General features: G+C 71.2%; 15 protein-coding genes. 6 read left to right on the top strand and 9 right to left on the bottom strand.

What is annotated here, in order from left to right; all coding sequences use genetic code 11:
• Nucleotides 1–29: 29 nt before the first annotated feature.
• Complete coding sequence (locus ABN611_RS27695) at nt 30–1,049, top strand: LacI family DNA-binding transcriptional regulator (protein WP_350275175.1); 1,020 nt, start codon at nt 30–32, stop codon at nt 1,047–1,049.
• On the opposite strand, the gene ABN611_RS27690 is transcribed toward ABN611_RS27695, so the two are convergent.
• Together ABN611_RS27690 and yicI are read right to left on the bottom strand one after the other, a co-directional pair.
• Nucleotides 1,025–2,944, bottom strand: a complete 1,920-nt coding sequence (locus ABN611_RS27690; RefSeq protein ID WP_350275174.1) for a beta-galactosidase — start codon at nt 2,942–2,944, stop codon at nt 1,025–1,027. The two genes, ABN611_RS27695 and ABN611_RS27690, sit on opposite strands and share 25 nt — an antisense overlap.
• Complete coding sequence (gene yicI / locus ABN611_RS27685) at nt 2,941–5,163, bottom strand: alpha-xylosidase (protein WP_350275173.1); 2,223 nt, start codon at nt 5,161–5,163, stop codon at nt 2,941–2,943. The genes ABN611_RS27690 and yicI overlap by 4 nt, the downstream gene beginning before the upstream one ends.
• 134 nt (nt 5,164–5,297) lie before the next feature.
• Here yicI and ABN611_RS27680 point away from each other — a divergent pair, with 134 nt between their 5' ends.
• Together ABN611_RS27680 and ABN611_RS27675 are read left to right on the top strand one after the other, a co-directional pair.
• Nucleotides 5,298–5,939, top strand: a complete 642-nt coding sequence (locus tag ABN611_RS27680) for a LysE family translocator (RefSeq protein ID WP_350275172.1) — start codon at nt 5,298–5,300, stop codon at nt 5,937–5,939.
• A 56-nt stretch (nt 5,940–5,995) separates the two neighbouring features.
• Nucleotides 5,996–6,190: a DUF1918 domain-containing protein gene (locus ABN611_RS27675; protein WP_350275171.1), complete on the top strand. Its 195-nt coding sequence runs from the start codon at nt 5,996–5,998 to the stop codon at nt 6,188–6,190.
• Here the strand turns inward: ABN611_RS27675 and ABN611_RS27670 are convergent.
• The 5 genes from ABN611_RS27670 to ABN611_RS27650 form a co-directional block, all read right to left on the bottom strand.
• Nucleotides 6,184–6,966 (bottom strand): polyphosphate polymerase domain-containing protein, encoded by a 783-nt coding sequence (locus ABN611_RS27670; RefSeq protein ID WP_350275170.1) that lies wholly within the window; start codon nt 6,964–6,966, stop codon nt 6,184–6,186. The genes ABN611_RS27675 and ABN611_RS27670 overlap by 7 nt on opposite strands.
• Complete coding sequence (locus ABN611_RS27665; protein WP_350275169.1) at nt 6,963–7,562, bottom strand: DUF4956 domain-containing protein; 600 nt, start codon at nt 7,560–7,562, stop codon at nt 6,963–6,965. The genes ABN611_RS27670 and ABN611_RS27665 overlap by 4 nt, the downstream gene beginning before the upstream one ends.
• An 81-nt stretch (nt 7,563–7,643) precedes the next feature.
• Nucleotides 7,644–8,303 carry a response regulator transcription factor gene (locus ABN611_RS27660; protein WP_350275168.1) on the bottom strand — a complete coding sequence of 220 codons (660 nt, stop codon included), beginning with the start codon at nt 8,301–8,303 and terminating at the stop codon, nt 7,644–7,646.
• A complete protein-coding gene (locus ABN611_RS27655) occupies nt 8,300–9,754 on the bottom strand; it encodes a HAMP domain-containing sensor histidine kinase (RefSeq protein ID WP_350275167.1) in 1,455 nt (484 codons plus the stop codon). The genes ABN611_RS27660 and ABN611_RS27655 overlap by 4 nt, the downstream gene beginning before the upstream one ends.
• On the bottom strand, nt 9,726–10,034 hold the full coding sequence (locus tag ABN611_RS27650; protein ID WP_350275166.1) for a hypothetical protein: 309 nt from the start codon (nt 10,032–10,034) through the stop codon (nt 9,726–9,728). Before ABN611_RS27650 ends, ABN611_RS27655 begins: the two co-directional genes overlap by 29 nt.
• A gap of 154 nt (nt 10,035–10,188) precedes the next feature.
• On the opposite strand from ABN611_RS27650, the gene ABN611_RS27645 reads away from it, so the two are divergent.
• Together ABN611_RS27645 and ABN611_RS27640 are read left to right on the top strand one after the other, a co-directional pair.
• Nucleotides 10,189–11,685 carry a hypothetical protein gene (locus ABN611_RS27645; RefSeq protein ID WP_350275165.1) on the top strand — a complete coding sequence of 499 codons (1,497 nt, stop codon included), beginning with the start codon at nt 10,189–10,191 and terminating at the stop codon, nt 11,683–11,685.
• An 89-nt stretch (nt 11,686–11,774) separates the two neighbouring features.
• Nucleotides 11,775–14,972: a BTAD domain-containing putative transcriptional regulator gene (locus tag ABN611_RS27640; protein WP_350275164.1), complete on the top strand. Its 3,198-nt coding sequence runs from the start codon at nt 11,775–11,777 to the stop codon at nt 14,970–14,972.
• Between the two features lie 8 nt (nt 14,973–14,980).
• On the opposite strand, the gene ABN611_RS27635 is transcribed toward ABN611_RS27640, so the two are convergent.
• Nucleotides 14,981–16,375 (bottom strand): ricin-type beta-trefoil lectin domain protein, encoded by a 1,395-nt coding sequence (locus ABN611_RS27635; RefSeq protein WP_350275163.1) that lies wholly within the window; start codon nt 16,373–16,375, stop codon nt 14,981–14,983.
• Nucleotides 16,376–16,407: 32 nt separating this feature from the next.
• Nucleotides 16,408–17,511 (bottom strand): crosslink repair DNA glycosylase YcaQ family protein, encoded by a 1,104-nt coding sequence (locus ABN611_RS27630; RefSeq protein ID WP_350275162.1) that lies wholly within the window; start codon nt 17,509–17,511, stop codon nt 16,408–16,410.
• A gap of 90 nt (nt 17,512–17,601) precedes the next feature.
• Here ABN611_RS27630 and ABN611_RS27625 point away from each other — a divergent pair, with 90 nt between their 5' ends.
• Nucleotides 17,602–18,435, top strand: coding sequence for a hypothetical protein (locus ABN611_RS27625; protein ID WP_350275161.1), 834 nt, complete (start codon nt 17,602–17,604; stop codon nt 18,433–18,435).
• Nucleotides 18,436–18,447 lie beyond the last annotated feature (12 nt).

Below are 18,447 nucleotides of genomic sequence, written 5' to 3'. Positions count from 1 at the left end.
CTGGGGGCATCCAGTGGAAGGGGTGCCTGATGGTCACGATCGCCGACGTCGCGCGGCACGCCGGCGTCGCGGCCAGCACGGTGTCCTACGTGCTGAGCGGCAAGCGGTCGATCTCACCGGACACGCGCGAGCGGGTCCAGCGCAGTGTCCGCGCGCTCGGCTACCGGCCGAACGCGAGCGCCCGCGCCCTCGCCAGCCAGCGCTCGAACGTGATCGCGCTCGTCATCCCACTGCGTACCGGGATGCACGTCCCGGTGATGATGCAGTTCGCCACCGCGATCGTCACCACCGCCCGCCGCTTCGACCACGACGTCCTGCTGCTCACCGCCGACGAAGGACCCGACGGCCTCGAGCGCGTCACCCAGAGCGCGCTGGTCGACGCGCTCCTGGTCATGGACATCGAGCTCCACGACGAGCGGGTGCCGGTGCTGCGCGAGCTGCCGATGCCGTCGGTGCTGATCGGCTACCCCGACGACGCCGACGGACTGACCTGTATCGACCTCGACTTCGCCGCCGCCGGCGCCCTCTGCGTCGACCACCTGGCCGACCTCGGCCACCGCTCGCTCGCCCTGCTCGGTACGCCGTCCGCGGTCTACGAGCGCCAGACCGGCTTCGCGCAGCGGACGCTCACCGGCTTCACCGAGGCCGCCGCCCGCCGCGGCGTCCTCGGCGTCGAGACCCCCTGCGAGCACACCTTCGACGCGATCCTGCAGACCGTCGAGCAGTTGCTGCACGACCACCCGGACCTCACCGGCCTCGTCGTACAGAACGAGCCGATCATCGGCCCGCTCCTCGACGTCCTCCGCCGCCTCGGCCGCCGGGTGCCCGAGGACATGTCACTGGTGGCGATCTGTGCCGACGACGTTGCCGAGCGCCAGCTCCCACACCTGTCGTCGGTCACGATCCCCGCGGAGCAGATCGGCGAGCAGGCGGTCGAGTCGCTGATCACCAAGCTCTCCGGAGGCGTCGTACAGGACTTGACGCTGGTGCCGCCGGAGCTCACCGCGCGCGGCAGCAGCGCACCTCACGTCGACCGCAGCACCGCGTAGCCGCCGCCTGGCACGGTCACCGCGCCGTCGACCTGCTCCCCGGTCACCAGCTCCACACCCGCGGCCGGCGCGACAGCTTCCTGCTCCCCGTGATTGATCAGGAAGGTCCAAGTGGTGTCGCCACGACGCCGATGCACGGTCTCCAACGGCGACGGCGACAACCCGAGCAGCCTCGCCGCGGTCTCGTCGTCCACCTCCGTCGACACGTACCACGCCGTACCGGCGCCTACCTCGTGCCGCGTGATCGCGGGCAGGCCATCCAGCACACCATCGGCGTACCGGTCGACGACCTCGGCCGAGATCGCGTGCACGTGTTCGCTCCAGAGCCGCCCATGCCCGCCCGACGCCAGTGCGACCGTGCCGTCCTCAGGCAGCGGGTGGAACTCCTCCACCCGGACGCCGAGCAACTCCGTGAATGCCCCGGGATAGCCACCGAGCCGCACCCGCAGGTCCGGGTCCACGATCCCGCTGAAGTAGCCGACCACCAGCTGCCCGCCGGCCTCCACATAAGCACGCAAGTTCGCGGCGGCTTCGTCGGAGATCAGGTAGAGCGACGGGACCACGACGAGCCGGTATGACGACAGGTCGGCGTCCGGCGCCGCGAAATCGGCCGTCAGTCCGGCCCGCCAGAAGTGCCGATGCGCGGACCGCACGGCCGCCAGGTAGTCCAGCGACGACGACGGCAGGTGCGTGCCCTGCATCGCCCACCAGCACTCGACGTCCCACAGCACCGCGACCTCGGCGACGACGTTGCTCTCGGCAACCTCCGCGAGTCGCGGCAGCACCGACCCCAGCTCCTCGATCTCCGTGAACCGCCGGCTGTCCGGACCCGCGTGCGGGACCATCGCCGAGTGGTACATCTCCGCGCCGCCGCGCGACGCCCGCCACTGGAAGAACAGCGCGCCCCGGGAACCGCGGGCGACGTGCGACAGGCTGTGCCGCGCCATCCGGCCCGGCTCCTTCGTGTGCCATCGCCGGCCGTCGTTCAGGCTGCCCGCCGCATGCTCCATCAACAACCACGGCTTCCCGCCTGCCCAGCCGCGGGCCAGGTCAGCGCCGAACGCGGTCTGCTCCTCGGCGCCGATCCCGGCCTGGTCCGGGTAGTGGTCGATGGCAACGACATCGACCTCGGCGGCCCACTGCGCGTGGTTCACCGGCACCCAGCCGCCGAACACGAAGTTCGTCGTCACCGGCAGCTCGGACACGGCGTTGATCTCCGCCTTCTGCTCCCGGAACGCGGCCAGCAGTTCGTCGGACCAGAACCGGCGATAGTCCAGGCAGTGCGTCGGATTCACCAGGTACTGCGTTTTCCGCGGCGGCTCGACGTCCGCCCAGTCGGCGTACCCCTGACTCCAGAAGGCCGTCGTCCACGCCTCGTTCAGCCGGTCGAGCGAGCCGTAACGCTCGCGCAGCCAGTCGCGAAACCGGGCCGCCGCCAGGTCGCAGTAGCAGGTGGTCCCGTACTCGTTGTGCACGTGCCACATCGCCAGCGCCGGGTGGTCGTGGTACTGCTCGGCCAGCTGCCGCGCGATCCCGCGGGCGGCGGTGCGGTACGCCGGTGCGCAGGCACAGTACGTGTCCCGGCTGCCGTGCGTGAGCCGTAGGCCGTCCGCGGTCACGGGCAGCGCCTCGGGATGGAGCCGGCTGAACCACGGCGGCGGCGACGCGGTCGGCGTGGCCAGGTCCACGCTGATCCCGCCGCCGTGCAGCAGGTCCAGCACCCGGTCGAGCCAGCCGAAGCGGTACTCGCCCGGCGACGGTTCGAGGCTCGACCACGAGAAGACCCCGACGGTCACCAGGTTCACCCCGGCCCGCCGCATCAGCTCGACGTCGTCCTTCCAGACGACCGGGTCCCACTGCTCGGGGTTGTAGTCACCGCCGTACCAGAGACTCATGCGATCACCCGCACCGTGTAGCGCTCGCAGACACCCTCGACCACGCGCGACTCGATCTCTCTGGCGCGATACGCGAGCCGGATCACCGCCGCCACTCCCCCGTCCGCGTCCGGCAGCGAGACCGTGGCGCTCTGGCCGTCCGACGGCTGGAACCACCGCAGCTCCACCCCGTCCGCCCAGTCGTACTCCGGACGGTCGTCGACCGCGCCGACCGGGAGCACCGCGCCTTCGCGCACGAACAACGGCAGGCTGTCGAAGCCGTGCGTCTGCCGCACCCACGCCGGACCTGCCAGCACCTCGCCGGTCAGCAGCGAGGTCCACCGGCCCGCGGGCAGGTAGAACGCGACCTCGCCGTCGAAGCTCATCACCGGCGCGACGAGCAGATCGGAACCGAGCATGTACTGCCGGTCCAGGTACGCGACCGCCGGATCGTCCGGGAACTCCAGCACCATCGGCCGCATCATCGGCACCCCGTCGCGGTGCGCTTCGCCCGCGGCCGCGACCAGGTACGGCATCAACGACAGCTTCAGCTTGGTGAACTTCCGCAGTACGTCGACCGCCTCGTCGTCGAACGCCCACGGCACCCGGTACGACGACGAACCGTGCAGCCGGGAGTGCGACGACAGCAGCCCGAACGCCACCCACCGCTTGAAGATCGCCGGATCCGGCGTGCCCTCGAACCCGCCGATGTCGTGGCTCCAGTACCCGAACCCGGACGCGGCCAGCGACAACCCGCCGCGCAGCGACTCCGCCATCGCCTCGAACGTCGACTCGCAGTCGCCGCCCCAGTGCACCGGGAACTGCTGGCCACCGGCTGTCGCGGACCGGGCGAACAGCACCGCCTCGCCCGCGCCGCGGTTCTCCTCCAGCAGCCCGAAGACGGCGGCGTTGTAGAGCTGCGCGTAGTAGTTGTGCATCCGCTCCGGGTCGGAACTGTCGTACCAGGCCACGTCCGTCGGGATGCGCTCGCCGAAGTCGGTCTTGAAGCAGTCGATCCCGAGGTCGATCAGCGCCTGCAGTTTCGAACGGAACCAGGCTGTCGCGTCCGGGTTGGTGAAGTCGACGATGGCCATGCCGGCCTGCCACATGTCCCACTGCCACACCGAGCCGTCCGGACGCTTCAGCAGGTACCCGAGCCGCCGGCCCTCCTCGAACAGCACCGAGCGCTGCGCGATGTACGGGTTGATCCACAGGCTGACCCGCAACCCGCGTTCCTTCAGGCGGCGGACCATCCCGGCCGGGTCCGGGAACGCGACCGGATCCCAGACGAAGTCGCACCAGTGGAACTGCCGCATCCAGAAGCAGTCGAAGTGGAACACGCTCAACGGCAGGTCGCGGGCGGCCATCCCGTCGACGAACTCGCTCGTCGTCTCCTCGGTGTAGTCGGTCGTGAACGAGGTGGACAACCACAGCCCCATCGACCAGGCGGGCACCCGCGCGGGCCGCCCGGTCAGCTCCGTGTAGCGACGCAGTACGTCCTTGGGCGACGGGCCGGCGAACACGTAGTACCCGAGCTCCTCGCCTTCCACGCTGAACTGGTTGCGGGACGTCACCTCCGAGCCGACCTCGAACGAGACGCGGGCGGGGCTGTCGACAAGGACGCCGTACCCCTTGCTGCTCAGGAAGAACGGCACGTTCTTGTACGCCTGCTCGCTCGACGTGCCGCCGTCGGCGTTCCAGCTGTCGACGACCTGTCCGTTCTTCACGAACGCGCCGAAGCGTTCACCGAGACCGTAGATGGTCTCGCCGACGCCGAGCGCCAGCTGCTCATGCAGGTACTGCTTGCCGTCCGAGTCGGTGATCAGGCCGACGCTGCGCGCACCGGAGTTCGTCAGCGGCCGGCCGTCCTGCTCGAACCGGACGTCCCACGGCCCGTCGAGGGCGATCACCACACTCAGCTCGCCCGAGGTCAACCGCGCCTCGGTGGCGCCGACCTCGACCTTCACCGGATGGTCGTCCCGCGAGTTCAGCCGGTACGACGGCCGCGCCGGCAGTCCGCCCAGGTGGTGCGCGATCCGGACCCCGATCACCTCGCGCGCCGGCGAGCAGAACGTCACGGTGAACATCGGCTGGTTGAGCGTGTCGCCGCGCCGGTCGAGGCGCTTGGCGGGCGCGAACACGGTGAGCTCCCGCTCCCCCGCCGTCACGCTCTCGACCTCGGCCGGCCGCAGCCGGGTGAGCCCCTCCCGGAGCTGCCAGAAACCGTCGGTGAACTTCATCGTGGCCAGCCTCTCGCGGGATTGTCGAAGCGCTTCGACAAACGCTAGCAGGTCCGGGCCGCTCGGCGATGCGACCTGACCACGGACCGGAAATCCCGGCCGGCCGGAGTGGACCGTGGGTCAGGATGGAAGGCATGGACCTGTCGGTGATGCTCGGATTCCTGGTCGCGGTCTTCCTGGTCAGCATTGTGCCGGGGCCGGACATGCTGTTCATCGTGGCGAACGCGGCCGCGGGCGGACGTCGTACCGGCGTCGTCGCGGCGGCCGGGATGTCGACCGGACTCGCCGTGCACAGCGTGGCGGCGGCGCTGGGGCTGGGCGCGTTGATCCAGGCCGCGCCGCAGGTGCTGAACGGCGTCCGGATCGCCGGTGCCGCGTTCCTGCTTTACCTCGCGTACCTCACCTGGCGGGCGAGCGGGCAGGAGCTCACCACCGAGGACACGCCGCAGCTTCCGCGGCGGACGCTGCGCCGGACGTACGTGCTGGCGACGCTCACGAACCTGGCGAATCCGAAGGTCATCCTGTTCTACCTGGCCTTCGTCCCGCAGTTCGTCACCACCGGGAGCGGCAGCTGGCCCGTGACGCTGCAGTTCCTGGTCCTGGGCGCGGTGTTCATCATGGTCGGTTTCCCGGTCGACGCCGGCGCCGCGCTGCTCGCCGGCACCCTCACCGAGCGCCTGCTCCGCACCGGCAGCCGCGTCCGCCGCCGCCTCGAGCGGATCACCGCCGCCATCTTCGCCGGACTCGCCGCCCGGTTGGCCGCCGACATCCACTGAGGGGTGGTGCCGACGGCTTCTCCGTACGAAGCTGGGAGGTGAAGGAGGTGGATGTGGTGAAAGCAGCAGCGGGCGACCAGGTCGTCGTCGAGAGCAGTCACGTGATGGCGCACCGGCGCGAGGGACAGATCGTCGAGGTGCACGATCCGGGCGGCGCACCGCCGTACCTCGTGCACTGGAACGACACCGGCACCGAGTCACTGTTCTTCCCCGGGCCGGACGCGCACATCATCCACGCCGGGACTCAGTAAGGTCCCGCGGTGAACCTGCGCACCGTCCGGTGCCACGGGTTCGACCGCAGACCGGGCTTCAGCAGGGCGGCCGCGACGCAGTACTTGCTCACCTGCACCGGCCGCACCTGAAGGTCGCGCAGGACGCGGTCCGCCGTGCCCGCCCGCCCGGCGGTCTTGCTCTCGACCAGGACGGTGTCCGGCAGCACGTCGACCGCGGCCGTCGCGTCGAAGAACCGCAGACCCACGTCGCAGGTCAGCCGCTCGTGCGCCACCGGATCGGTGAGCGTGCTGCGCCGGTACGTCGTGACGAGCGCCGGCTCCAGGATCTGGTCGGTACCGACGCCGTAAGCGGACCGCAGTTGCTCGGCCAGGAACGCCTGCGCCTCCCCGGTCAGCCGGCCCCGGTCCGCGACCGGGTAGGGCAGCCGCGCCTTGATCGTCTCGGACCGGTTGCCCTTGAGCTTCACCTCGAAGCTGCACTCCCCGCTGTCGAGGTACGACCGGGTGCGCACCTTGTACCGGTGCCGTCGCCGCTGGACGTGCTGCCGGTACAGCCCGTACGACGGCGTGTCGAAGTACACCGACTCGTACCGGAACATCCGCCGGCCGTCGATCTCGAGGACGGCGAACCGGTCGCGCAGCCGGGTCACCAGCTCGACGAACGCGCCGATCGGCACCAGGTACTTGCGGTCCACCCGCACCTGCAGCGCGGCCTCGCTGAGGACGTCGGCGAGCGCGATCGGCGGCACCTGGGACAGCGCCCCGATCACGGCCGCCTGGGTACGCCGGTTCACGACGCGAACCGCTCGAACCGGTGCGCGGCGTCGACCGCGGGGCGGTACTGCGCCCGCGTCCGGTAGCGCACGTCGACGACGGTCGTGTCGGTGACCAGGTCCAGGTCGAGGACGACGAAGTACCGGATGTCGGCCTGCAGCAGGCGCTCCAGCGCGGGACGGACGTCGCGGACGTCCGGGTACGCCTGGTCGAGCACGACCTTCTGCCGGTGCGAGCGGCTGGTGAGGCGCGGGTGGTCGACGACGTACATGACGCCGACCAGCAGGAAGCACAGCGCGGGCGCGAGCCAGAAGGGACCCGGGTGCAGGCCGCTGACCAGGCCCATCGCCAGCGCGATGAAGTAATAGGCGACCTCCTCCTGGGTGATCGAGTCGGACCGGAGGCGGATGATCGACAGGATGCCGAACAGCCCCAGCCCGAGCCCGATCCCGGCGCCGCTGCCGGCCAGCATCGCGGTCACCGCGAGCACCCCGGTGTTCAGCGCGACGTACGCGAGCAGCAGGTCGCGGCGGTGGTAGCGGCGGAAGTAGGTGCCGTAGGCAAGTAGCGCGACAGCGAGCAGGTCGGCGGGGATCGCCGAGGCCAGACCGGACATGGATTCCTCCCAGTGGCTTGATGACGAGACCACTCTTTCGTCCGGGAGTGAGAGCGTTCTGAGGCGTCGATGAGAGACCTCTCACGGAACCAGGCGGTACCCCATCCCGCGCACCGTCTGGATCCGGTCCGCGCCGAGCTTGCGGCGCAGGTACCGGACGTAGACGTCGACGACGTTCGACCCGGGGTCGAAGTCGAAACCCCAGACCTGGGAGAGCAACTGCTCGCGGGACAGCACCTGGTCGGGGTGCCGGCAGAACACCTCGGTGAGCAGGAACTCCCGCGCCGTGAGCTCCACACTGCGGTCGCCGACGAACGCCCGGCGGGTGCGCAGGTCGAGGCTCAGGCTGCCGACCTGCAGGATGCCGGTGTCCGGCGTACTCTCGGCGCGCAGCCGCAGGCGCACCCGGGCGAGCAGTTCCTCGAAGGCGAACGGCTTCGCGATGTAGTCGTCGGCGCCGCCCTCCAGGCCCGCGACCGTGTCCCGGACACTGTCGCGCGCGGTCAGGATCACCACCGGCATCGTCACCCGCGCTTCCCGGAGCCGGCGCAGGACGGTGAAGCCGTCGAGCCGCGGCAGGCCGATGTCCAGGATCAGCAGGTCGTAGTTGCCGGTGGCCCCTTCCTGGTACGCCGTCTGCCCGTCGCCGACAACCGTCGTGACGAAGCCGTTGCTGCGCAGGCCGCGCTCGACGAACGACGCGATCCGGTCCTCGTCCTCGGCGATCAGGATGCGGTTCATCGGTGCGGCACCTCCACGGGCGGCAGGGTCAGTTCGAAGCGGGCGCCCGGGCCGGCCGCGAGCCGGACGTCACCGCCGTGTGCCCGCATGATCGAGCGCACGATCGCGAGTCCGAGACCGGCGCCGTCGGTACGGCGCTGGTCGTTGCCGCGGGCAAAGCGGTCGAAGATGCGATCGCGGTCGTCGGGCGCGACACCCGGACCGGAGTCGGCGACCCAGAGCAGCGCACTGCCGTCGGCGTCCAGGTGCGCGCCGACCTCGATCCGGTCGCCGGCTTTCGTGTGCCGGACGGCGTTGGAGACCAACTGCATCAGCGCCTGCGTGAGCCGCTGGCCATCGGCGACGTACTTCGCGTCGGCCGTCGTGTGGACCCGCCACCTCCGGTCGCCGAGTGGCCGCGCCTTCGCGACCACCTCGACGACGAGCTCGGTGAAGTCGACCTCGTCGAGCTGGAGGAAGTCCGGCCGCTCGCTCTTCGCGAGCACCAGCAGGTCGTCGACCATCCGGTTCATCCGGACCAGCTCGTCGAGGACCAGCGCCTTCGTCTCCGCGCGCTCGGCCGGGTCGTCGCCCATCAGTTCGAGGTGACCGCGGATCACGGTGATCGGCGTCCGCAGCTCGTGGCCGGCGTTGTCGACGAACTCGCGCTGCGCCTCGAACGCCTCCTCCAGGCGGTCCAGCATGGTGTTGAAGGTGCCGGCGAGCTGCGCGACGTCGTCGTTGCCGACGACCTCGATCCGGCGGCTCAGGTCGGTCTCGCCGATCCGCTCGGCGGTCGCGCGCAGCTGGCGGATCGGCGCGAGCACCCGGCCGGTGACGAGCCAGCAGGCACCCGCGGCGAGGACCAGCGTGATCGCGGCGATCACCACGAGCGCCTTCGCCGCGTCGATCGAGGGCTTGGCGATCACGTCGCGGAACTCCAGGACGACGAGCTGGGCGCGCACCGGCTGCGCACCGATCCGCACCGGAATCACGCCGTACCGGACCTTGCCCGCGGTGCTGTCGACCCAGCCGTACGACGGTTCGGTGGCGCCCGCGAGCTGCTTCACGAAGGCGGGGTCGGTGTCGAGGCGGGCCGGCGGTGTGCCCTGGCTCCGGTGGAACTCGCGCCCGTCGACGATCGTGAACAGCGCCTCGGAGTCGTCCGGCAGGTTGCTCTGCAACCAGCGGTCCAGCAGATCCTCCGGCCGGGTGAACTGCGCCGCGGCCGGCGACGCCGCGAACGCCCGGAACTTGTTGCCCTCGTGCGTCAGCTCCTTGTCCGCGGCCGCGTCCGCCCGGGCCGACAGCACCTCCCAGGTCAGGAACACCAGCGCCACCAGAGCGAGCGCCAGCACCCCCACCATCCAGCCGATGATCCGCACCCGGGCGCTGACCACCAGCCGCCCACCGGCCACCCCGTCGGGTGCCTCGGTGGTGCTGTCAGCCATCGTCGTCCTGGTCGTCGTCATCGTCGTCCTGGCCCGCGGAGCGGGCGGCTCCCGGGGAGACGGGCGCGGCGCCTGGGCTTCTCGTCGTCTGGGGCGGTGGCGGGGTAAGTGAAGGGGTGGGTGGCCGGGTCGTCGGCGGGGTGCTCGGTGGGGGTGTCGGGGGGGTCGAGGTGGAGGCCGGGACCGTGACGGTGGTGCCGAGGTCGGGGCGGCTGCGGTCGGCCAGGTATCGCGGCAGCAGGGCGCCGGTCAGCACCAGGAGCCCGGCGACGACCGCGAAGATCAGGCGTGGGGATCGCATACTCACAGGCTGCGCTGCCTCCCGAAGAGCCGCATGAGCCGAACATTACAGATCTCTCATCTGCGCGGGCCCGCACCGCGGAGCGCTTTCCGTCCGCTTTCCATCCGCTTTCCGGCGGTTTCAGCCGCGCCGCCGACCCGCCTACCGTCAGCGCGTGTCCTCCCCTCACCAGCCGCCGCAGCACCAGCACCCCCAGCACCCGCCCTACCCGCCGCAGCCGTACCAGTACCAGCCGCAGTACCAGGCGCCGTACCAGCCGCAGCCTCCGTACCAACCGCCGTACCCGTCTGCTCCGCGGCCGCCGCGGAAGAACGGTGGCGTGATCGCGCTGGTGATCGGCCTCGCGGTCCTCCTGGTCGCGGGCGCCGGCGGCGCGGCGTTCGTGTTCCGCGACCAGCTCTTCGGCGGCGGCCCGGGGATCGAGGCCGACCGTGAACTGACGTACGTCGTCCGCGACTCGTTCCCGTCGACGTACCGGCCGACGGAGGGCGGCCTCGAGCAACTCTCCGCGCGCTGGTGGACCGACAAGTACCTGGTCCGGCAGATGCCGAAGCAGCTCGTCGCCTACGACCTCGCGAACGGCAACAAGGCGTACGCCGTCGACGTCCCGGACACCCACTACTGCAACGCCTCCCGGCAGCAATCCGCCAAGGGCTACGTCGCACTCCTCCAAGGCACCCGGATCAGCGGCTGCCGGCAGCTCACGATCGTGGACCTCCGCACCGGCCGCAGGGTCTGGACAAAGGACCTCACATCGCTGCTGTCCGGAAGGAACAAGCTGGTCTCGGACTTCCCGCGCTACGACCACCGCCCGGTCGTACTCGGTGAGCGGGTGCACGTCCCGACCGACCACGGCGAACTCGTCCTCAACCTCGCCACCGGAGCGGTCCTGTCCAAACCGCTCCCGCGCGCCGAGCGGCGGACCGGCCAGTGCTTCACCACGCACGTCGCCACCGTCGGCCAGACCGGACTCGCCTACCGCAACTGCTCCCCCGCGGGCGACGAGCAACGGCATCTCCAGGCGTTCACCGCCGCCGGGAAGACCCTGTGGACGTGGAACCTCCCCGACGAGCGCGGCAACAAGGCGTTGCTGGTCGGCGTGCTGTCGGTCGACCCGCTGCTGGTCCGCGTCTTCAGCGACGCCGGGAAGGAGGTGTGGCGGGTCGACCAGCGGACCGGCAAGCACCAGGTCGTCCTCCGGCTGAACTCCACCGGCCCCGCGGACCCGTGCGAGCCGTCCGGCGGCGACGGCCTCTACGAGTGCACGCAGCACGTCCTGTCCGGAAAGACCCTGTACGTCAGCGAGCGGTCAGGCATCGCGGCGTACGACGTCCTGTCGACCAGGGAACTGTGGCGCGGGCAGTGGAGCACGAAGCACCGCCTGACCCCGCCGCTCGGCCTGGACGCCGAGGGCCGCCCGCTGGCCTACCTGCTGCCGACGCTCGAGACTCCCGGAGCGCTGGTCCGCGCCGACCCGGCGACCGGCGCACTGAGCGCCGTCGCGACGCTTCCGGCCGCGAAGTCGGCGCCCCGGCGCGATCTCACGCAGAACCCCGACGAGGCCGAGTGGCACGACGGCCGGCTCGCGTTCCTGCGCACCCGGCCGTCGATCCGCGACGCCGGATACCACGCGACCGTCGTCGTCCGGTAGCCCGGGAAGCGCTTGTCCTACTGGGTGGGCTTTCCTGCGGCCGAGCCCCCTTCATCGGGAATGATGAGGGCTCGACTTCAGGAGGGCGCGTGCGCTTCGAGGTGCTGGGGACCGTTCGGGTGGTCGTCGACGGGCGGGTCGTCGAGCCGATCTCCGCCTTCCGGCGGCGGTTGCTGGCGATCCTGCTGGTCCGGGCGAACCGGCCGGTGGCGGTCGACGTGCTCGTCGACGCGCTCTGGGACGACGACGCGCCGCAGCGGCCGGCGAACAGTCTCCAGGTGCATGTCCACCGCCTGCGGGCCGCGCTCGACCGCGCCGGGCGCCTTCGCGCGGTGCCCGGCGGGTACCAGCTCGACGTCGCCCCGGACGAGCTCGACGCGACCGTCTTCGGCGACCTGCAGGCCGGCGCGCGGAACGCGGCCGCCGGGGGCGACCTGGACGCGGCGGTGGCCGGCTTCCGGCGCGCGCTGGAGCTCTGGCGCGGTGCGCCGTACGACGGGTTCGAGGACACGGCGCTGGTCGCGGCCGACGCCCGGCGGTTGTCCGAGGCAAGGATGATCGCGTACGAGGAGCTGTACGACGCCGAACTGCGGGCCGGGCGGGCGCCGGAGATCGTGCCGGAGCTGTCCGAGCTCTCCGCCCGGTACCCGCTGCGTGAACGGCTCGCCGGCCTGCTGATGCTGGCGCAGTACCGGTCCGGGCGACGGTCCCGCGCCGAGCAGACGTACCGCGCCACGCACCAGCGTCTGCTCCGCGAGCTCCGCACGGAGCCGGGCCGGGCGCTCAGGGAGCTGTACGACGCCATCCGCGCCGAGGACCCCGCGCTCGACCTGGCCCCGGCGCCCAGGAGCGCACCGGCCCACAGCCGTGCCCCGCGGCCCGCCCAGTTGCCCCCGGCACCGGGCGGGTTTCACGGCCGCGAGGCCGAGCTCGGCGACCTCGCGACCTGCATGGACGGACTGGTCGTGGTGACCGGGATGGCCGGCGTCGGCAAGACCGGCCTGGCCGTGCAGCACGCGCACCAGGTCGCCGACCGCTACGGCGACGGCCAGCTGTACCTCGACCTGCGGGGGCACAGTTCCGGCCCGGCCGTCGAGCCGCGCGAGGCCCTGGGTCATCTGCTGCGCGGCCTCGGCACCGACGTCGTCCCGGACTCGCTCGCGGACGCGACGGCCGAGCTCCGGACCCGGATCGCCGGCCGCAAGATGCTGGTGCTGCTGGACAACGCGGCCACCACCGACCAGGTCCGGCCGTTGCTCCCGGCAACCTCCAGCTGCCTGACGCTGGTCACCAGCCGCAACAGCCTGTCCGGCCTGATCGCCCGCGAAGGCGCCCGGCGGATCCGGCTCGGGACGCTCGACACCGACGCCGCGGTCGCCCTGCTCGCCGAACTGCTCGCCGACGGGCGGGTGGCCGCCGAGCCGCAGCAGGCCGCGGAGCTCGTCGAGGCGTGCGGCCGGCTGCCGCTCGCCGTACGGATCGCGGCCGCCCAGTTGGCGGACGAGCCGCACCGCTCGCTGGCCGACTATCTCGCCGTACTGCGGGAGCGCGGCCTGTCGGTGCTGGCGCTCGACGACGACGAGGAGTCGGCTGTCGCGGCGGCGTTCGACCTGTCGTACCACCACCTTCCGCCGGACGTACGGCGACTGTTCCGGCTGGCAGGGCTCGTTCCGGGGCTGGACTTCACGGCCGATGCGCTTGCCGCGCTCGGTGCGGTGCCGGTCGCGGATGCGCGGTCCGCCGTACGGACGTTGGCCGGTGCGCACCTGCTCGAGGAGCACGCGGCTGGGCGGTACCGCTTCCACGACCTCGTGCGGGACTACGCACGGCATCAGGCGGACGCCTCCGAGTCGGCGGCCGACCGCGCGGCCGCGCTGGACCGGCTGTGCGCCTGGTACTACCTCGGCAAGGAGGAGGCCGCCGGCTTCCTGATCTCGCTGCGGCTGCAGGCGCCCTTGCCGCCGTTGCCCGAGGTGCCGAAGGTGCGGCTGGGCGACGGCGCCGCGGCAGTCGAGTGGCTCAAGGCCGAGTTCCACAACATCGTCGCGGCGGTGCGTGCCTGCGCCGACGACGGTCCGGCGCACTGGTGCTGGCATCTGACCGTCGGCGTGATCGCGGACATGAATCGGCACGGCTACACCAGTGACCTCCTGGCGGCGTTCGACCTGGTGCTGGAGGTCGCGCGGTCGGCCGGTGACCAGGACGCGATCGCACTGGTGCTGGGTGAGGTCAGCCTGCTCTGGAGCGTGAGCGGCCGCTCGATGCCCGGCGAGCTGATCGCCGACATGATCGCGGCCGGTGAGCGGTCCGGTGATCCCGTGGTGCTCGGGAACGCGTTGTACTCGGCCGGCGTCGTCCGCAGCCGCAACAACGAGCTGGAGGCCGCGGCGGAGTACCTGACCAGGGCTCGCGACCTGCAGGAACAGGCAGGCGACACGGTCGGCCTGACACTGACCTTCCTGCACCTTGGGAACATCGCCCTCGGCCGGGGCGACCTGCACGGCGCGCTGCGCGCGTACGAGCGGATGCTGGAGATCGCCGGGGACCGGACGCCGTCGCTGGCGGTCGCCGGGCTGCTGAACCTGTGCCACACCCGGATCACCATCGGTCAGGTCGCCGGCTTGGAGGAGCTGTTCGCGCAGGGGAAGCGGCTGGTCGAGCAGCTCCAGGACGAGGGACGGCGCAGCGTCCTCGAGTACATCCAGGGCAGCTGGTACCGCGATTCCGGCCGGGTTGACGAGGGCATCGAGCTGATCACGGCCGCGATCCGGCGCGCCGAGGAACTCGACCATCTCCGGGTCCGCATCCACAGCCTGAACGAGCTGGGCTTCTGCCACCTGCAGCGCCGCGACACCAAGGCCGCCCGGGACGCGTTCGAGCAGGTCCTCGCCGCGACGGACTCGGACCTGCTGCGCGAGTACCGGGCGCACGCGGTCCGCGGGCTGGCGCTGGTCGAGCTCTCCGAGTCGTCACTGCAGCTGGCCGAGTCCCGCGCCCGCGAGGCGATCGCGCTGGCGGCCGGAAGTTACCGCCTGCACGAGGGCGACGCGTACGTCGACCTGGCCCGGATCCAACTGGCGCTGAACCGCCCCGACGCGGCGATCGACGCCGGCCACCGCGCACTGGCCATCCACCAGGAAACCAGCTCCCTCCTCGGCACCGCCCGAGCCCACCGCGTCCTCGGCGAAGCAACCGCCGACCCCACCCACCTAGCCCAGGCCCTGCACCACTTCGAGACCTACAACTCCCCCGAAGCCGCCGAAGTCCGCCGGCTCCTGCAGGCCTAGCCGCGCCGTCAGGAACGCAGCCAGCGTTGGTCGGGCGAACCGTTGCAGGGGGCAACGATGATGGCGGCGCCGTTGCCGGTGCCGTTGGCGGTCAGGCAGCCGGTGGGTGTTGTGATGGTCTCGTCGGGGTTGAGCTGCCAGGTCTGGTTGGCGGCTCCGGTGCAGGTTTCGATGGTGACCGCCGAAGTGCCCGCGGTCATGCACTTGTCGCCGTACACCGTCAGTTGGTTCTGCGCCGTCTGGTTCCACGACTGGTTGCCGCCGTTGTTGCAGTCCCACAGGTCGAGCGCCGTACCGGGGCTGGTCGAGAAGCCCGGTACGTCGACGCAGCGGTTGCTCGCCACGCCACGCAGCGGCTCACCCGGCGGGGCCGGCGGCTCGGTGTTCGTCGGCTCGTCCTTGAGCAGGCCCCAGCCCCACCAGAGCTGATCGCGTCCGCTGATGCTGTTGACCTCCAGGTCAGCCGGTGCGACCTGCGTGGTCATCGAGTACGAGTCGCCGGTACGCAGGCCGGGCCAGTACACGACGCCCAGCTGCTGTTCCCGCGCGACCTGCGTGAGTGCCGCGAGGTACGACGTGTAGACGTTGCCCTCGTGGTTGCCGTAGTTCAGGCCGATCGTCATCGGTGAACCGGCCTCGTCGATGATCGTCCGCCAGCCGTACGAACCGATCCGCGGCCGGAGGTTCGCCAGCCAGGCCGCCTCGTTCTCGTCGGAGGCCCAGAAGCCGTAGAAGTGCAGCGACAGCAGCGTCCCCTCCAACTCGGGCGCCGCGCCGACCCCGGTGACGTTGTCGTTGTAGCCGGTGCCGGAGATCACGATCCGCCCGCGCGGTACGTCGCTGTGCCGGGCGATCCACGCCGACGTCAGCGAGACCCATTCGTCGAGCGTGTACCCGAACGGCTCGTTCATCGGCTCGAAGTACACGCGCGGATTGGCCCCGTAGGTCTTCACCACGGTGTCCCACATCGCGGCGTACGCCGTGGGATCGTCGACGCGGCCGTCCTTGGCGTTGTCGGCCTCCCAGTAGCTGAGGATCACCTTGAAACCACCGGCCACCGCGGCGTCGATCGCCCCGCGGTACGAGCGCCACCAGGCAGTCCCGACGCTCGACGGGTTGATCGGCAGCCGGACCGTGTTCGCCTTCAGCTCCTTGCGGAACTCGCCGACGATCCCGGTCGCCTTGCGGTACGTCGTCCGGTAGTCGTCCGCCGTAGTCAGCCCGGACGGGACCACCGCGTCGTCGGCGTAGTTGTCGCGCGGGTCGGCCCAGTTGACCCCGCGGAAGTCGCTGGTCCGCGGCGGACCGGCCGCGGCGGGGCCGGGTGCCGCGGCGGACAGCGCCGCGGACAGGGCGAGGAGGGACAGCAGGACGGCGGCGAGACTGCGGAGGGATGCTCTCACCCCGCGAATGTTTACGTGAACAGAGCCGTTGGTCAAGAGCTCGTGACAATTTCCAGCCGCAGCCAGCGGGCGAGGTCGCGGATCTCGCGCCGGACCGCGGCGGCGAGCGTCTTCGAGAACGGTTCGTCCTCGTGGAGCGCGTCGACGCGGAGGACGCCGGCCTTGCGGTCGGCCATCGCGTCGAGCTTCCCGACCAGCCGGTCGTTGTGCAGGATCGGGAGCGCGAAGTACCCCCAGCGGCGCTTGGCCGCGGGCTTGTACATCTCCAACTGGTAGTCGAACTCGAAGATCTCGGTCAGCCGCTTGCGGTCGTACACCAGCCGGTCGAGCGGCGAGATGATCGCCGTCCGGCCGCTGAACGGCTGTCCCAGCAGCTCCGGATCGACCCGCCACTCACCGCGGACGCCCTCGACCACGGCCCGCTCCCCCGCCGCACCGGCGTCGAGCGGCTCGCCCGGGCAGGCCGGTCCCTTCGCCCGCAGGATGCCCATCGACCGCAACCGCTGCTCGTCCCGGATCCGCAGCGCGTCCGCGAGCGGCACGACCGGGTCGTCGGGATAGACGCGCGAGGCGAGGTCGAAGAGCCGGTCCCGGCCGTCGCGCCCGGCGATCGCCACCTCACCGCGCTGCACCATGAACTCGAGCAGCTGCGACACGTTCCGGTTGTTGGTCCACCCACTCGACTGCCACGGCCGCACACAGCTGTCGGGCAGCTCGCGCATCACCAGCGGCCCGTCCTGCCGCAACCGCTCGAGGATGTCGAGCCGGCACCCCTCGTTGGCGAGCACCCAGTCGCGCCGGTACTCCTGCCAGTCGAGCAGCTCGCCGTCCCCCGGCCAGGCCGCCATCTCGGCCCGGAAGAGCGCGATCGACTCGGGCGGGCGGACGAAGCCGCGCAGGTCGAACAGCTGCTGCGACGCCAGCGCGTCCGCGAGTTCGGACGAGTCGTACGACGACCCGAGCCGGCTCCAGGCCACCAGATCCGCGTTCGGCGCGACGTACGCGGTCTGGTCGTGCTGCAGCACGGTCAACCCGCGGACGACCTCGAACAGATCCGCCGGCCGCTCGCTGGTGAGCAGCTGCGCACGCACCGCCAGCCGCCGGGCGTCGCGCTTGGTCAGGTGATGAACGGTCACGACATGAGGCTAAGTCGTGGGACGGACAGTATTGTGGAGAAAAGGGAGGCCGAGCGGGTGGGGACCTGGGCTCGGGATCAGGGGGTTGTCGTGGCGGTGCGTGGTCGGGCGCTCATGCCCTGTGTGGTGTTGCTGGTCATTACCGGCTGTTCGATTGCAGAGGGTTCGGGTACGCCCGGTCCGGCGCCGACCCCGTCGATCGTCGTACCGCGCGCCCAGGCGCTCAAGCCCGCGACCGACTGCGCCAGGTCGACCGAGGAACTGGGGGCGGAGTCGGAGACCGACGGCGTCCAGTTGACGCTGAGCACCGATCCGAGCCGGACGTCGCTGTTGCTGAAGAACACCGGCAGCCTGACCGTCGTCGTCATCCCCGACGCGGCGTTCAGCACCCGCCTCACCGCCGCGCCGTACGCGAACCCGAAGGACGGCGCGTCGCGGGCCGCGCTGATCGCGGTGAACAACAGCGGCGGCATCGCCGGGATCCCCGAGATCCCGCCGTACGTCCCGAAGACCCAGATGGTCACGCTGCCGCCGCAGTGGGCGGTCTGCGCGCTCACCGACGACGCGAACGAGACGGCGACCGTCCGCTACGTGCAGGATCGCGGGTCGAGTGCGGAGTACTTCGTGACCAAGGCGCTCGCCGACCAACTGCTGCTGAAGGTCTCCTCCGACCGCAGTCGCCCGACGCTGATCCGCTGCGCCCGCGGCACGCTGGGCACCCTCAAGGCGAACCCCGACCTGCCGGACATCGAGTTGTACGTCGAGATTCTCGGCCCGCGCTCCGCGTGCCGCGCGGGCTACCAGGCGCTGCTGGACGACAAGCGCGCCGCCGGGCAACTGGGCGCGACCGTCGTCAACCGCCTCGGCAGTGCACCCCGCCTACTCCCGAACAGCCGCCTCCTCACGACGACGGCCGGCCCCTGAGCGACGGCTGGT

The sequence above is a fragment of the Kribbella sp. HUAS MG21 genome, assembly GCF_040254265.1.
Classification (GTDB): Bacteria; Actinomycetota; Actinomycetes; order Propionibacteriales; family Kribbellaceae; genus Kribbella.
This window is presented reverse-complemented; position numbering and strand designations above follow the sequence as displayed.

Bases quoted from the DNA above. Each gene is read 5' to 3' on its own strand.
- yicI (WP_350275173.1), bottom strand. From the start codon at position 5,163: ATGAAGTTCACCGACGGTTTCTGGCAGCTCCGGGAGGGGCTCACCCGG.
- ABN611_RS27695 (WP_350275175.1), top strand. From the start codon at position 30: ATGGTCACGATCGCCGACGTCGCGCGGCACGCCGGCGTCGCGGCCAGC.
- ABN611_RS27655 (WP_350275167.1), bottom strand. From the start codon at position 9,754: ATGACGACGACCAGGACGACGATGGCTGACAGCACCACCGAGGCACCC.
- ABN611_RS27690 (WP_350275174.1), bottom strand. From the start codon at position 2,944: ATGAGTCTCTGGTACGGCGGTGACTACAACCCCGAGCAGTGGGACCCG.
- ABN611_RS27665 (WP_350275169.1), bottom strand. From the start codon at position 7,562: ATGTCCGGTCTGGCCTCGGCGATCCCCGCCGACCTGCTCGCTGTCGCG.
- ABN611_RS27680 (WP_350275172.1), top strand. From the start codon at position 5,298: ATGGACCTGTCGGTGATGCTCGGATTCCTGGTCGCGGTCTTCCTGGTC.
- ABN611_RS27660 (WP_350275168.1), bottom strand. From the start codon at position 8,303: ATGAACCGCATCCTGATCGCCGAGGACGAGGACCGGATCGCGTCGTTC.
- ABN611_RS27650 (WP_350275166.1), bottom strand. From the start codon at position 10,034: ATGCGATCCCCACGCCTGATCTTCGCGGTCGTCGCCGGGCTCCTGGTG.